At 68.9% G+C, this 16,147-nt stretch carries 7 protein-coding genes and 1 pseudogene; 6 read left to right on the top strand and 2 right to left on the bottom strand.

Annotated elements, in window-relative coordinates; all coding sequences use genetic code 11:
• Positions 1-13: 13 nt before the first annotated feature.
• Together AB0M15_RS22195 and AB0M15_RS22190 are read left to right on the top strand one after the other, a co-directional pair.
• On the top strand, positions 14-3,622 hold the full coding sequence (locus AB0M15_RS22195) for a S8 family serine peptidase (protein ID WP_363822047.1): 3,609 nt from the start codon (positions 14-16) through the stop codon (positions 3,620-3,622).
• A gap of 157 nt (positions 3,623-3,779) precedes the next feature.
• Positions 3,780-5,129, top strand: a complete 1,350-nt coding sequence (locus tag AB0M15_RS22190; RefSeq protein ID WP_363822045.1) for a ferric reductase-like transmembrane domain-containing protein — start codon at positions 3,780-3,782, stop codon at positions 5,127-5,129.
• Between the two features lie 3 nt (positions 5,130-5,132).
• On the opposite strand, the gene AB0M15_RS22185 is transcribed toward AB0M15_RS22190, so the two are convergent.
• Together AB0M15_RS22185 and AB0M15_RS22180 are read right to left on the bottom strand one after the other, a co-directional pair.
• A complete protein-coding gene (locus AB0M15_RS22185) occupies positions 5,133-5,801 on the bottom strand; it encodes a TrkA family potassium uptake protein (protein WP_328323076.1) in 669 nt (222 codons plus the stop codon).
• Positions 5,801-6,463 carry a TrkA family potassium uptake protein gene (locus AB0M15_RS22180; protein ID WP_363822039.1) on the bottom strand — a complete coding sequence of 221 codons (663 nt, stop codon included), beginning with the start codon at positions 6,461-6,463 and terminating at the stop codon, positions 5,801-5,803. Before AB0M15_RS22180 ends, AB0M15_RS22185 begins: the two co-directional genes overlap by 1 nt.
• Before the next feature lie 95 nt (positions 6,464-6,558).
• Between AB0M15_RS22180 and AB0M15_RS22175 the strand changes: the two genes are divergently transcribed.
• The 4 genes and pseudogenes from AB0M15_RS22175 (at position 6,559) to AB0M15_RS22160 (ending at position 16,051) form a co-directional block, all read left to right on the top strand.
• A complete protein-coding gene (locus AB0M15_RS22175; RefSeq protein WP_363822035.1) occupies positions 6,559-8,586 on the top strand; it encodes an APC family permease in 2,028 nt (675 codons plus the stop codon).
• Positions 8,583-9,751 (top strand): annotated as a pseudogene (locus tag AB0M15_RS22170) (TRAM domain-containing protein). The gene AB0M15_RS22175 and the pseudogene AB0M15_RS22170 overlap by 4 nt, the downstream one beginning before the upstream one ends.
• 158 nt (positions 9,752-9,909) lie before the next feature.
• On the top strand, positions 9,910-15,111 hold the full coding sequence (locus AB0M15_RS22165; protein WP_363822031.1) for a hypothetical protein: 5,202 nt from the start codon (positions 9,910-9,912) through the stop codon (positions 15,109-15,111).
• A 10-nt stretch (positions 15,112-15,121) separates the two neighbouring features.
• Entirely contained in the window at positions 15,122-16,051 is a 930-nt protein-coding gene (locus tag AB0M15_RS22160) for an LLM class F420-dependent oxidoreductase (RefSeq protein ID WP_363822027.1), read from the top strand.
• Positions 16,052-16,147: the final 96 nt, after the last annotated feature.

Here is a 16,147-nt window from a genome sequence, read left to right as displayed (position 1 = left end):
CTCGGTCCTTGCGGTGGCGCTGTTGGCCGCCGCCGCATCCGTGACCGGCGGGTACGCCGCTGCTGCACCGCCCAACGCTGTATCCGGCTCGTACGCCGCCGAGGCCGGCCACGCTGAACAGTCCGTCACCTTGATCACTGGGGATCTGGTCAAGGTCAGCATCGGCGCCGACGGCAAGAAGAGCTATCTCGTCACCGGTCCGGACGGCCGGCTCGTCGACAACGACGTACGGGTCGACGGGAAGGACACCTACGTCTACCCGCGATCCGCCGCACGCTTCCTGGCGGCGAAACTGCTCGACGAGGACCTGTTCAACGTCACCAAGCTGCTGGCCGACGGGTACGACGACGGCCTGCCGTTGATCGTCACCTACACCGACGCCGCCGCGAAGGCGCGCACCCAGGCCGTCCCGGCCGGTGCCCGCAAGCAGAGCACGCTCAGCAGCATCCAAGGCGCCGCGCTGACGGTCGACCGCACCGGCGACTTCTGGCGCTCACTGACGGCCGGCTCGCCGAGTGCTGGTTCGAAGGGCCGGGCAGCGTTCACGGCCGGCATCAAGAAGGTCTGGCTGGACGGCAAGCTCAAGGCCGACCTGGCCGACAGCACCGCGCAGATCGGCGCGCCCGAGGTCTGGCGCGGCGGCAACATCGGCGAGGGCGTCGACGTCGCCGTGCTGGACACCGGCGTCGACCTGGAACACCCGGACCTCGATGACCGGGTGACAGCGTCGAGCAGCTTCGTGCCCGGCCTCGACGTCATCGACCGGCACGGCCACGGCACCCATGTCGCCTCCACGATCGCCGGTACCGGTGATGCGTCGGGCGGGGTCGAGCGCGGTGTCGCGCCAGGGGCCAAGCTGCACATCGGCAAGGTGCTCGACGACGCCGGCAGCGGCCAGGAGTCCTGGATCATCGCCGGGATGGAGTGGGCCGCGCGCGACCAGCACGCCAAGGTCGTCAGCATGAGCCTCGGAGGCGGGCCGACCGACGGTACCGATCCGATCAGCCAGTCGCTCAACGAGCTGTCCGCCGAGACCGGCGCGCTCTTCACCGTTGCCGCAGGCAACGCTGGTCCGGGCTACTACACCGCCAGCGCGCCGGGCATCGCGGAGGCGGCGCTGACCGTCGGCGCTGTCGACGGCGCCGACCAGCTCGCCGACTTCTCGAGCTGGGGTCCGCGTGTCGGAGACGGCGGGCTCAAGCCCGACATCACCGCGCCGGGCGTCGACATCCTCGCCGCGCGGTCGCAGTACTCGCCGGAAGGCAGCGGTTCGTACCAGCTGATGAGCGGTACCTCGATGGCGACGCCGCACGTCGCGGGCGCGGTCGCGCTGCTCGCCGCTGAGCACCCGGACTGGACCGGCCAGCAGCTCAAGGCCGCGATCGTCAGTACTGCGAAGCCGACCCCCGCCTACAACCCGTACCAGGGTGGCAACGGACGCCTCGACATCGCCGCGACGAGCAAGGCGACCGTCTTCGCGACCTCCAGCGCGTACTCCGGCCACTTCGGCTGGCCGGTCGAGCCCGGCAAGGTTGCCGACAACACGGTGACCTACACCAACACTGGCGACGCACCGGTCACCCTCGACCTCACCACCAAGGTCGCGGACGCACCGGCCGGCCTGTTCGCGCTGTCGAGCCCGACGGTGACTGTGCCCGCCCATGGGACCGCCACTGTCACGCTGACCGCCAAGGTCGACGTCGCACCTGTCGACCGGCAGCTGTCCGGCCAGCTGATTGCCAAGAAGTCCGACGGCACCCAGCTGAGCACCATGATCGGCATCGGCCGTGACGGCGAGCGCTACCAGTTGACCCTCGACGCCAAGGACCGCAGTGGGCGCCCGCTGGCCGGCGACGCCATCCTGATCGGCGGCACGAGCTATGGGCAGTTCATCGTCGAGGAAGGCGGTACGACGATCAGCCTGCCGCCTGGCGACTACACGACCTGGCTCACCACGGATGTGGAGGGTACGCATGGGCCGTCGTCGCGCGGGCTCGCAGTACTGACTCTGCTCGACATCCACCTCGACAAGGACCGTACGGTCACCTACGACGCCCGCAAGGCGAAGCAGCTCACGGTGGCGGCTCCGCAGGCGACGACGCTCGGCGAAGTACGGGTGAACAATTACCGCGACTTCGGGCGCGACGTCTTCTCGGTCGGATCGTCGCGGTGGCCGGACGGGAGCTACGACAGCGTCTGGGAGCTGCCGACCGGCAAGGCGAAGAGTGGGACCTTCACGACCGGCGCGCGGTGGCGGCTGGAGCAGCCCGCGTTGACGATGAGCTCGTCGAAGCAGACCTTCGACGACCTCCGGGTACGCCGGGGCGACACCCCACTGTCGAAGGGGAAGCACCAACTCGACGCGGTGCTCGCCGATGCGAAGGACCAGCGTGGCAAGGCGGTCGTCGTACGGGATGACGGCTCGCTGGAGGAGCAGGCCGCGGCCGCTGCGGCAGCCGGTGCGAAACTCCTCGTCGTGGTCAACGACGGTGTCGGCAGGCTGGCGCCTTGGACTGACTCGATCTACTGGGTGCAGCCGGTGCCGCTGACGGTGGTGACGCTGACGCATGACGAGGGCGTGGCGCTGATCGCCGAGGTGGAGAAGGGCCGGGGGAGTCTCACGGTCAACTCCAACCCGACGTTGGAGTACACGTACGACTTGTCGAAGTACTGGGATCACCTGCCGACCGATCTGTCGTACCGGGCGCGGACGGGCGACCTTGCCCGGCTCAACGTCTCGTACCGGAACTTCCGGCAGGGGACCGGCATCGAGAACCGGTTCGACATCTGGAACGTCGACTGGGAGTCGGCGATGAACACGACCGGGATGCCGCTGGTCGCCGAGCGCGCGGACTACGTGATGGCCGGCATGCCGTACCAGGCGAAGGCTGAGATCACTCGCGAGGTGCAGCAGGCCGAGCCGGAGTGGACGACGTACTCCGCGGGCAGCCGAACCGATGTGAAGTGGTTCGGGCCGATCCAGCGGCCGCGGTTGAGCAAGGGACTGTCGCCGGTGAGGTTGCAGGACGGGCTCGCGATGGTCGCGCCCGGCTGGAGCGACGGCGGCGGGAACCACACCGGCACGGCGTTCGGCAACTTCGACCTGACCCAGAAGCTGAGCCTGTACCAGGGGTCGACTCTGGTCGCCGAAGCCGACCGCGACCAGCTGACCGTCAGCGGCCTCAAGCCGGAGTCGCAGCCGTACCGGATGGTCGTCGACAACACGCGGGGCACCTACCCGAGCCCGTACTCGACGGCGACCCGCACGGAGTGGACCTTCGACTCCGCCTCGACCGCCGACGCTGCGCCGGTGTCGCTGATCCAGGTCGACTATGCGATCGACACGGATGTCGACGGCAAGGCCGGCCGGCACGACGACCTGACCATCTCGCCGAAGTGGTCGGTCAGCTCGACGGCCGCGGGGCTGCGTCAGCCTTCGCTCGACATCTCTTATGACGACGGCAACACGTGGCAGCGGGCGGCGCTTCGTAGTACCGCCCAGGGCTGGACCACCCGGCTGGACGGACCGCGGGACGGCTTCGTCAGCCTGCGGACGCATGTCGACGACGGCAAGGGCGCCGCGGTCGACCAGACCATCACCAAGGCCTTCGGGCTGAAGTAGTCAAGCCGCTGCCGGGCGGAGTAGCAGCTCCGCCCGGCAGCTCCATAAGGAATCGGAATGTAAGACCGTGGCAAGTCTCCCGGCCGTGGATCTCGAAGCGCTGTCACCGGGCGTAAATTCCCAGTCACCGCCCCCACGGAAGCGATGGGAATCAGGAATGATCCATCGGAGAACCGTCACCACGCATGTCCACGGACCGGCCGCGCGAGCCGGCTGGTTCCTGCTCTATCTCGAGGCACTGCTGGTGCCGCTCGTCCTCACCTGGCTGTCACTCGGCCCCAACGATCTGAACGCCGGCGAGGCCGTCGCGCTGAGCCTCGGACTGGTCGCCTTCTCGGCCCTGGTGGTCGCGGCGATCCTGCCGGCCAGGGTGTCGCCGCTGATCGCCGCGTTCGGGATCGAGACGATCCTCAGGATCCATCGATCGATCGCCAAGACCGCAACGATCCTGGTGCTGCTGCACCTGCTCGCGGTGCTGATCGAGGATCCACGCGGATTGGCCATCTTCGATCTGGCGCACACGACCTGGGCCGCTCGGGCCGCCACCTGCTCGACGGCGGCCCTGCTGCTGATGGTCGCCCTCGCGCTCACCAGATCGCGCCGCCAGCCACGGTACGAAGGCTGGCGCCTCGTCCACAACGCGCTCGCCTGGATCGTGCTGCTGACGGCCTGGTTGCATGTCTGGTGGTTGCGGCACCTGATGTCGATGCCGTTGCTGGCGGCCTGGTTCTTCGGTACCGGGCTGCTGGTGCTGGGGCTGACGGTACGCCGCTGGCTGTGGTTGCCCTTGCGGGCAAGGCGGCGGTCATACCTGCTGGAGGAGGTACGGCGTGAGCCTGGCGACGGCGTCACCCTGACGATCCGGGCGGATCGGCATCACGGCGTACCGTTCAACGCCGGGCAGTTCGCCTGGCTGAAGTTCGGCTCGACCGCGTTCGTCTTCGAGGAGCATCCGTTCAGCATCTCCTCGACCGCGGTTCGCCCGTACCGCAAACAGTTCACGATCAAGGCGCTCGGCGACTTCACCGAGCTGCTCGGTGCGCTCCGCCCGGGCCGGCGGGTGTTCCTCGACGGCCCGTACGGCGGTTTCACGATCGAGGGCTACGACGGCTCGGCCGGCTTCATGATGATCGCGGCCGGCGTCGGCATCACCCCGATGCTGAGCATGCTCCGCACCCTGGCCGACCGCCACGACAACCGCCGGCACTGGCTGATCGTCGCGTCCCGGACGGTAGACGAGATGATGCTCCGGCCGGAGATCGAAGACGTACGCCGGCGCCTCAACCTGAAGGTCGTCGAGGTCCTCAGCAAGCCGGACGCGGACTGGACCGGCGAGGTCGGCCGAATCAGCGGCGACCTACTCACCCGCCACCTACCCCGCAACCCCGCCCACCTCAACTACTTCCTCTGCGGCCCAACACCCATGGTCCACACAGTCAGCCACGAGCTCGCTGCTCGTGGCATCCCACTGCGCCGCATCCACACCGAACGCTTCGGTGCCGCCTGACAGCTACTTGCGGTGGTGGGGGGAGAGCATGTCCTCGAGTTGTTCCTCGGTTTCGTCGGCTGCGACGAAGAGGAGTTCGTCGTTGAGTTCGAGGGTGCCTTCCGGGTCGGGGCGCAGGACGCGGCCCTCGCGGATGATCGTCACCAGGGCGGTGTCGACCGGCCAATCGATGTCGCCGACCCGGAGGCCGATCATCGGGGAGTCCTCGGGCAGGGTCAGCTCGACCAGGTTGGCGTCGCCCTGACGGAAGGTGAACAGGCGTACCAGGTCACCGACCGAGACGGCCTCCTCGACCAGGGCCGACATGATCCGCGGCGTCGACACCGAGACGTCGACACCCCAGGCCTCGTTGAACATCCACTCGTTGCGTGGGTGGTTGACCCGGGCAACGGTCCGCGGTACGCCGAACTCGGTCTTGGCCAGCAGCGACACGACCAGGTTGGTCTTGTCGTCGCCGGTGCTCGCGATCGCCACCTGGCACCGCTGCAGCGCGGCCTCCTCCAGCGAGGACAGCTCGCAGGCGTCCGCGAGCAGCCACTCGGCCCGCGGTACGGACTCGGCCTTGATCGCCCGGGGGTCCTTGTCGATCAGCAGGACCTCGTGACCGTTCTCCAGCAGTTCTGCCGCGATCGATCGCCCGACGTTGCCCGCGCCGGCGATGGCTACCCGCATCACAGCTCCTCAGGCTTGGTACCTAGTTGGGACTCGATGGCGGCGGCGTCCCTCTCCAGCATGACCACGTGCACCAAGTCGCCCTCCTGGATCACCGTGTCGTGCTTGGGCATGAAGCCTTCGCCGAGCCGGGTCAGGAACGCGACCTTCGCGCCGGTGGCCTTCTCGATGTCGACCGCGAGCCGGCCGACCCAGCCGGGGCTCACGTACACCTCGGCCAGCCGGACGGTGCCGGACGGGTCGCGCCACTCGGGCTCCGAACCGCTCGGCAGCAACCGCCGGATCATCTGATCGACGGTCCACCTCACCGTGCCGACGGTGGGGATGCCGAGCCGCTGGTAGACCTCGGCGCGGCCGGGGTCGTAGATCCGGGCGACGACGTTGCCGACGCCGAAGTTCTCCCGGGCGACGCGCGCGGCCAGGATGTTGGAGTTGTCGCCGTTGGAGACCGCCGCGAACGCCTCGGCGTCCTCGATCCCGGCCTCGGTCAGGACGTCGCGGTCGAAGCCCATCCCGGTCACGGTACGACCGGAGAAGTTGGGGCTCAGCCGGCGGAAAGAGTCGGCGGACTGGTCGATGATCGCGACGGTATGACCGCGCTTCTCCAGCGTCCGGGCGAGCGTCGACCCGACGCGGCCGCAGCCCATGATGACGACGTGCACTCCGTGATCACTCCTTGCCCCACTGGGGCCGCTGGCATCGGTCTCGGCAGGGATAGACGCTACACCGGACCGGTGCTGCCTCTAACATCACCGGTGTGACTCCCGCTCTAGGCGACATCGGCAAACGCATCCTCATCGGACGCAAGCTGCGCAGCGCGCAGCTCGGCGAGACGCTGCTCCCGAAGAAGATCGCGCTCCCCGTGTTCGCCAGTGACGCTCTGTCATCGGTCGCGTACGCACCGGACGAGATCTTCCTGACCCTGTCCGTGGCCGGTCTGGCGGCCTACTCGTTCTCCTGGAAGATCGGCCTGCTGGTCGTCTTCGTGATGCTCGTCGTGGTCGCGTCGTACCGGCAGAACGTGCACGCCTACCCGTCCGGCGGCGGTGACTACGAGGTCGCCACGGTCAACATCGGGCCGACCGCGGGTCTGACGGTGGCCAGCGCGCTGATGGTCGACTACGTCCTGACGGTGGCGGTATCGATCTCGTCGGGGGTACAGAACGCGAAGTCGGCCCTGCCGTTCCTGGCCGGCCACGAGACTCCGCTGGCGGTGACGCTGGTGCTGATCCTGACGGCGCTGAACCTCCGCGGAGTCCGCGAGTCGGGGGCGCTGTTCGCGATCCCGACGTACATCTTCATGGCCTCGATCATCGGGATGGCGATCTGGGGCTTCATCCGGCTCAGCTCGGGCGACCTGCCGATGGCCGACAGTGCCAAGTTCGACATCGCGCCCGAGGCGGGGCACGAGATCTTCGGTGGCCTGGCCGGTGCGTTCCTGCTCGCCCGGGCGTTCTCGTCGGGCTGCGCGGCGTTGACCGGGGTCGAGGCGATCAGCAACGGCGTACCGGCGTTCCGCAAGCCGAAGAGCAAGAACGCGGCGACCACGCTGCTGCTGCTCGGCACGATCGCCGTGACGATGCTGATGAGCATCTTGTTCCTGGCCAGCAAGATCAAGCTCCGGTACGCCGAGGACCCGGCGACCCAGCTGCTGCAGAACGGCCGGCCGGTCGGCGACAGCTACACCCAGAAGACGGTGATCGGCCAGATCGGCGACTCGGTCTTCTCCAACTTCTCGCCCGGCTTCTACCTGGTGATCGGCGCGACCATGCTGATCCTGGTGCTGGCGGCGAACACGGCGTTCAACGGTTTCCCGGTGCTGGCCTCGATCCTGGCCAAGGACGGGTTCCTGCCCAAGCAGCTGCACACCCGGGGCGACCGGCTTGCCTACAGCAACGGCATCATCTTGCTGGCGCTCTGTGCGGTCGGCCTGATCATCGCCTTCAACGCCGAGGTGACGAAGCTGATCCAGCTCTACATCGTCGGGGTGTTCGTCTCCTTCACGCTCAGCCAGTTCGGCATGATCCGGCACTGGACCAGGCACCTGAAGACCGAGACGAACGGCGCCAAGCGCGCGCAGATGATGCGCTCGCGGGTGATCAACGCGATCGGCCTGACGATGACCGGGCTGGTCCTGGTGATCGTGTTGCTGACCAAGTTCACCCACGGCGCCTACATCGCGATCATCGCGATGGCCGTGCTGTTCCTGCTGATGAAGGGCATCCGCCGGCACTACGACACGGTCGGCCGCGAGATGGCGGTCGACGCCGACGACTCGCTGATGCTGCCGGCCCGGGTGCACTCGATAGTGCTCGTCTCCAAGCTCCACAAGCCGACCCTGCGGGCACTGGCCTTCGCCAAGGCGGCCCGGCCGTACATGCTCGAGGCAGTGACGGTGGATGTCGACCGGGACGAGTCGGAGCAGCTGCAGGCCGAGTGGGACGCGCGGGACATCCCGGTACCCCTCAAGCGGCTCGCGTCGCCGTACCGGGAGATCACTCGCCCCATCGTGCAGTACGTTCGAGACATCCGGCGGCAGTCGCCGCGGGACGTGGTCATGGTCTACATCCCCGAGTACGTGGTCGGGCACTGGTGGGAGCACATCTTGCACAACCAGAGCGCGCTGCGGCTCAAGGGACGGCTCTTGTTCACACCTGGTGTGATGGTTACGTCCGTTCCGTACCAGCTGATCTCGTCCCAGGCGGCTGAGGAGCGGCAGGACCGTGAGGAACGCGTAGCCGGCCAAGTACGGCGCGGCGCGCGCAAGAGTTCAGGAGACCGGTGACGGAAGACCAGATCGTCGGGACGCTGCTGGAGCTGGAAGTGGGGCCAGTAGCTCACGGCGGGCACTGTGTCGCGCGCTACGAGGGCCAGGTGGTCTTCGTGCGGCATGCGCTCCCAGGTGAGCTGGTGCACGCCCGTGTGACCGAGCAGACCACGAAGTACCTCCGCGCGGACGCAGTACAGGTACTGACGCCCTCACCGCAGCGGATCGAACCGCCCTGCCCGTTCTCCGGGCCGGGCCGGTGCGGCGGCTGCGACTTCCAGCACGCCAACATCGTCGAGCAGCGGCGGCTGAAGGCGACCGTGGTGTCGGACACGCTGCGGCGGATCGGCGGGATCGAGCGCGCGATCGTGATGGAGTCGCCTGGCGACGACGGGCTGGGGTGGCGGACCCGGATGCGGTACGCCGTCGTCGACGGCCGGCCCGGGATGCGTGCGCATCGGTCGCATGACCTGGTGCTGATCGACAAGTGCCTGATCGCCCATCCGGGGACGCCGGACGTACTGCATGAGCAGTGGCCGGATGCCTCGTCGGTGAAGGCAGTGGTGTCGTCGGAAGGCAAGACGGCGGTACTGACCGACGACAACTCCGGTGGACGGGTGGTGGAGGTCGTACGGAACCGGCGCTTCCGGGTGGAGGCCAATGGGTTCTGGCAGGCGCACCCGGCCGCTCCCGAGACGCTGGTGGACGCAGTACTGGCTGGGCTCGAGCCGCGCTCGGGTGAGACGGCGTTGGATCTGTACTCGGGGGTGGGGCTGTTCGCTGCGTTCCTGGCCGAGGCGGGGTGTGCAGTGCTGGCTGTGGAGGGCAGCAAGGACGCCGTGAAGAACGCACGGCGGAACCTGCATGACCTGCCGGCGGTGACGCTCGAGGCCGGTGACGTGGCCAAGGTGCTGAACAACGCGGCCGGGCAGGGGCTGGAGGCGGTCGACCTGGTCGTGCTCGACCCACCGCGGACCGGCGCCGGCAAGGACGTCGTACGGCGGATCGCGGCGCTCTCGCCCCGGCGGATCGCCTACGTGGCGTGTGACCCGGCAGCGCTGGCCCGGGACCTCAAGACCTTCGGGGGACTGGGTACGGGGTGAGCTCGCTGCGGGCGTTCGACTTGTTCGGGATGACGCATCACATAGAGTGCGTGGCTGTGCTCGAACCGCGACCTGCTTAGTGTCCTGAGTCGGAAGTTCGCGCACATCTCCGGCGCCCAGGCACGCACCCGACCACCGGAGCTGTCTGCGCGAACTTCCGACTCAGGACACTAGCCGCTGGTTCTCGGGTACCGTTCTGGCTTGAATCGCTGGATCTGGCACTTGAGCAGGAGAACCGATGCCGCTCGTCGACCTGGACGACCCGGAGGAGTTGCGCGCCCGCTGGAGCGCCCTCGCCGCGGTCGCCCATGCCACCGGCTACGACCGGCGCTGGTACGCCGACGAGCACGGCTGGTACCACCAGGATGAGACCGGTAGCGACCTGCGGATGGTCCGGCTCGACGGTGGGCGGGCGGTGCTGTTCGGATTCCACACGCAGCACACGCAGACGGCTGAGGCCGACCTGCTCGCCGGTGCGCCGCCCTGGATCGGGCAGCCGGAGGTCAAGCGCCGGATGGCGGCGGGGGACCTGGGGTTCGTCTACGGGAGCTTCAACGGGACGTGGGCGCGGGCGTCGTACCCGGGCGACCCGTGGCAGCCGCTGGACGACGGGTTCCTGCCGATCGGCGAGTGGGTCACCTCCGACGAGGAGGCCGCCCGCGAGATGATCGAGTGGGCGGCGGAGTGGGCCGACTATCTCGGCGGGCTGGACGAGCTGCTGCCCGTCGGCGTCCAACTGATCCGCACTGCGGCGACCACCGGCATCACACCCGAGTCGCTGCTCGACCTCTTCGACCGCCTCGGCATCGGCCCGCAGTCCCCGCAACACCCCGACCTACGCGCCGCCCTGGCCGCCGCGGCGGCATTCGCTGGTAATGCCGTCAGCGAACCCGCCCCCGAAGGCGCATCCCCCCGTACTTCCGCAGCTTCCCTCCGCACCGCAGCCCCAACAGCTCCACCCGCCGGCCCGCCCCCGGCCACGCCCTCACCAGGCACCCCAGCCTCACCGCCGGCCGGAGTCCCGACCTCGGCCGGTTATTCCGTGCCGCCAGCGCACCCCGACGCCTACTCGACCGCGCTGGTCGACGAGCCGGACGACGAAGAGCCGGTGGCGGTCCCGCCCGGCATCAGCCCGTTCACCGGCCAGCCGATCGGCGACGACGCCAACCTCATCATCGGCGGCAACGCCCCCTACACCCCCGAACCGCCCTTCACTCCCGTCGCGTCCGAGCCCCCTTTCACCCCGGAACCCCCGCTCAACCCCGAGCCCCCGTTCCGCCCGGACTCACCCTTCGCCCCCGAGCCACCCTTCACCCCGGAGCCGGACCCAGACCCGCCGTACCAGCCAGAAGACGCAGCACCCCACCCGGACGACTACGGCGTAGTCGCCAAAAAACCCCGCCTCTTCCGCCGCCGCAAACACGAAGAGCCCCACCCACAGCAGCCCGGCGCCCAGCCGACGCCACCCGCCGGCACCCCCTTCCCCCCGGCCACCGGAACCCCGTACGGCGGGCCCGACGCGCCGCCCCACACCCCAGCGCCCGGCGACCCGTATCGGTCACCCGTGCCCTACACCTCACCAACCGACGGCCCCCGCACCCCCGCCCCAACGGACCAGTACGCACGCCCCATCGGCGACCAATACCCGCCGCCAGCAGGCGACCAATACCCGCCGCAGGCAGGCGACCAATACGCACGCTCGACCGGTGACCAATACCCGCGCCCGACTGGCGACCAGCGCCCAACCGGCGACCACCCCAGTCACCCCGACGCGAGCGCTCCGTCGATGGCCCGGCTGCCATCATCCGAGCCGCGGGTCGGCGGCCCGGTCGACGACGGCGAGGACTTCTACGCAAGCCTCTTCGCCGACGCCCCCGCCGCCGCAACCTACGTACCAGACGTAACCCGCAACACCCCCGCCGAACCCAACACCTGGTCAGCCGACGACGCCACCAACGAAATCGCCGCAATCACCGACGACACCGGCGAAGCCCCCCTCACCCCCGATGTCTCCGCCTCCGACGACACCGGCGTAATCCCCCCAATCCCCGCCACCGAAGACGAACTCCCAACCCCCCAAAACCCCTTCGCCCCACATCAGTCCACGGCACCAGACCCCTCCACCGCGCCCTCACCCACTGACCACGGCGCACCCCCAGCTCCCCAGAACCCCTTCGCCCCGCACCCGTCCACGGCCGCAGACCTCTCCACCGCACCATCACCCACTGACGACGGCGCACCCCAGAACCCCTTCGCCACCCACCCACAGCCGTCTGCTGGAGCCCGGGCCACCGACGCTTGGCCGGACACAGCTACCGAACCGAAGCCAGACGCCGAGCCAGCTCCAGACGCCGAGTGGGCACAGAACTCCCGCCCGACTATGGGCACCGGAGTACCGGAAGCCCCATCAACCATCGCCACCGGTCAGCTCACGGACGCCGACCTGACCGCGCCCGCAGGCACCGGTGTTACCGAGAGCACCTCGCCTGAGCACGAGCACGAGCGGCCGGACACCAGCGTCGACGGCGGGCTTGCTACGCGTGCGGGCTCCGGTGGTGCCGATCTCGGGCTGTCAGAAGAGGGCCTGGAGCCGTTTGATGCCGGTCGCGGCGCGGGGGTAGGGCTGGGTGGGGCCGGGGGAGCCTTCGAGGCTCGCCCGGAGCTGTTCGGAGCCAACCCCGGGAATGCGCCCGAGGCCGGCACCGACCACGAGGTCATGTCCGAGCCAGTGGCGGACCGCGAAGTCGTGTCCGAGGCCGCGGCGGACCGTGAGGTCGTGTCGGAGGCGGTGACGGACCGTGAGGACGCGTCCGAGGCCATGCGCGAGCCAGAGCCGGAGCAGGTGCGCGAGCCAGACCAGCCGCATGGGCCGGAGCAGGTGCGCGGGCCAGAGCAGCGGCGTGGGCCGGAGCAGGCGCTGGAGTCGGAGTATGTGGCGGAGGGTCCGATTGAGCCGGCTAAACCGGAGTGGATCGGGGGCGCTTGGATCAATGGTGAGTGGGTGGAGGACGTTGCCGCCTACCTCGCGGCCCAGCATGCCGCCGGTCCGGCGAAGGCTCCCGCGGTAGAAGAGCTGCCCACAGAAGACTTCAGCCAACTCCCGCCCGCTGACGATTTCCCGACCGAGGAACACGTCCTCGGACTCCCACAGCACGACCAAGCTGCGGATGATCCGCCGACCGAGGAACGCGTTCTCGGACTCACACAGCAAGAGCAAGCCGCCGAGGATCCGCCGACCGAGGAGCTGGTTCTCGGGCTCGCTGGCCTTGAGGAGGATCCAGCGAACTTCGTACCGGAGGTCGCTCCGGGCGAGGAGCGGTTCCCGGATGTCGCACGGCTCGAGGACGACCGGGAGCTGTCGACGGAGGACCAGGCGCGCGGCGTCAATCCCTTCGCGAGGTCGGGTGGGGAGTCGCCGACGGAGGATCAGCTCCGAGCGGTCAATCCGTTTGAGCGGCCGGCTGGAGAGCCGTCGGTTCGAGGTGGCGACTCGTTCGAGCGGTCGGGCGAGGACGCATTGGCCGACGCGTCGGCCGAGGAGCGCTTGCGGCGGGATGGGGAGTTTGAGCGGGCTGGTGCGGAGGTGCCGGCTGGGGAGTCGGTGGACGGTGGAGGCTCGCAGGGTGCGGGAGAGGGTTGGGATGTCGAGGAGCCGTCGACCGAGGAGCGCGTTCGCGGGGTCAATCCGTTCGAGCAGGCGGCTGAGCGGGTGTTTGGGGCGGCAGCTCGAGGCGCTGACGAGGCGGCGGTCGGCGAGCAGTTGGCCGGAGTACCGGCCGAGCAGTTGGGCGGAGTACAGGCTCAGGCGGAGCGGGCTGCGGATGGGCTGACGGGCGAGGACTACCCGGGTGGTGAGCTGGGTGGGGAGCCGGGGGGTGAGGCTCAGGGTGAGGTTGAGGGTGATGCTCCTACGGCTGAGATTGCGGCTGTGGTTGAGGAGGAGTACTACGCGGGCGAGCGTTCGCCGTTTGTGCCGGAGGCGCGGGATATTCCGCCGAATGGGTTCAGCAGTCTTGAGCCGCTGGGGGATTTCGACTACCGGCTGGGTGAGAACTTCCACGACGAGATCCTCGGCGACGCCGACTGGACCGCTGATCAGCTTGGCGAGCCCCAGCAGTCATCCCAAACCCCGCAACAACCGCAAGCCCTGCACGAACCGCAGCACCCGCAAGAGCTGCAGAACCCGCAGGACCTGGATGAGCACCAAGCTGCGCACGAGCAGCAAGATCCACACGCTGTGTACGAGCAGCAAGACCCGCGAGCCTTGCACGAGCAGCAGGACCCGCGCGCGTTGCGTGGCGCGCACGAGCAGGACCCGGAAGCGTTGCGCGGGGGGAATGAGCAGGAGCCGCAGGCTGCGCATGAGTTGGAGGAGTTGCGCGAGGCGCAGGACGTTGATGAGTTGGGGGCGGCTGAGGTCACCGCTCAGTTCGAGGCGGTTCGGGAGGATGAGCCGGAGCCGGGCGAGTATGACTCGCAGCAGGGTGGGCAGTACGACGAGCATCAGGGCGCGCGCTACGACGAGGAGCGGTCACCCGAGCGGCCAGCGGAGCGGGCCGAGCTAGTAGCTGGGCAGGCTGTTGAGCAGGGGGCCGGGGAGCGGGCGCAAGGCTTGCCGGAGGGTGCGGCTGGCGCTGGCGCTGGCGCCGGTGCCGCGGTTGCGGTTGCGGCTGAGGCTGGAGTTGCAAGCGCGAGCGCGGGTGCGGCTGAGGTTGGCGCTGGGGCCGGTGCTGCGGGCGCGGGCGCGGGTGCGGCTGAGGTTGGCGCTGGGGCCGGTGCTGCGGGCGCGGGCGCCGTTGAGGGTGGCGCTGGGGCTGTGGGTGCGGGTGCGGCTGAAGGGGGCGGGCAGGTTGAGGCTCCGGGGGGTGAGCGGCCGGAGAAGTTGGTGGTGCCGGATGAAGGGCGGGCTGTTGCTATCCCGGGGGTTGGGGTGGTTGGCGGGGAAGGGCCTCGTGTTGAGACGCCGCCGGGATCGATTGAGGAAGCGATGCGGGCTGAGGTGGAGCGGCCGAGGCCGCGGCCCAAGGAGTCGGCAGCCTTCCACGCATTGCGTGAGTGGTGCCGGGCTCGAACGAAGGTGGTGCCTTCCGGGTTCACGATTCAGGTGCAGGTGCTGGATCCGGCAGCGCCCAGTTACCGGTTCGACCTCGAGCCGCCGGAGGTCGATGACCCGGAGTACGGGGCTGAGAGGCTCACGGAGTTGCTAGGCGACCTCTGGCTGGCGGAATCGCAAGGTGAGCAGGGTGGCTGGCTGTTCGCGCGGCTGGACGCAGCAGGCCGCACGCTGAGGATCGACCGGTGGTACGACAGCGTGCCCGACTGGTGGGACAACCCGGTCGAATCGCGGCTCGACGTCGACGGACTGGTCCGGCGGCTCAACGGACGCGGCGCGGACTGGCAACCGTCGTACCTGGAGAAGCTGTACACCAGCGCGAGATAGCGTTGCGGGCATGAAGCTCCGGATCTTCACCGAACCCCAGCAAGGTGCCTCGTACGACGATCTGCTGGCGGTTGCCCGCAGGACGGAGGAGTGCGGTTTCGACGCGTTCTTCCGGTCCGATCACTATGTCGCGTTCGGCAGCACCGACGGCCTGCCCGGCTCGACCGACGCATGGATCACGCTGGCCGGACTGGCCCGCGAGACCAGCCGGATCAAGCTCGGTACGTTGGTCAGCCCGGTCACCTTCCGCCATCCCGGCCCGCTGGCGATCTCCGTCGCCCAGGTCGACCAGATGAGCGGCGGACGGGTGGAGCTCGGTCTCGGCGCCGGCTGGTTCGAGGACGAGCACCAGGCCTATGGACTCGAGTTCCCCGACACGCTCGGCCGCTTCGACCTGTTGACCGAACAACTCGAGGTCATCACGGGACTGTGGACCACAAAGGTCGGGGAGAGGTACAACTTCGACGGCGAGCACTACCAGCTCGTCAACTCGCCGGCCCTCCCGAAGCCGATCCAGCAGCCGCACCCGCCCGTCATCATCGGCGGCGCCGGCAAGAAGCGCACGCCGGCTCTGGCCGCGAAGTACGCCTCCGAGTTCAACGCCGGCTTCCGGAGCGTCGAGGAGACCAAGACACTCTTCGACCGCGTCCAAGCGGCCTGCGCGGCGATCGGGCGCGATCCCGGGTCACTCACCCTGTCGACCGCGCACACCGTTGTCGTCGGCAAGGACGACGCCGAGGTACGCCGGCGCGCAGCCGTCATCGATCGCGACCCGGAGAACCCCGGCGACGGTTCGATCGTCGGTACTCCGGCCCAGATCGTCGACCACCTCGGACGCCTCGGCGCAATCGGCTCGCAGACCCACTACCTCCAGGTCCTCGATCTCGCCGACCTCGATCACCTCGACCTGATCGCATCGGACATTCTGCCGCAGGTGTAGCGGCGGAAGTGGCTCGATGTCGTGTATCTTGATGTCGAGAGAGTTTGCAGGCGAGGTTAGGGGAACCTGACCTCGCGGCCGGGCCGGTGGCTCGGC

This window comes from Kribbella sp. NPDC051718, from assembly GCF_040681515.1.
Classification (GTDB): Bacteria; Actinomycetota; Actinomycetes; order Propionibacteriales; family Kribbellaceae; genus Kribbella.
The sequence above is the reverse complement of the archived record's forward strand: the minus strand, read 5'-3'. Positions and strand labels throughout refer to the sequence as shown.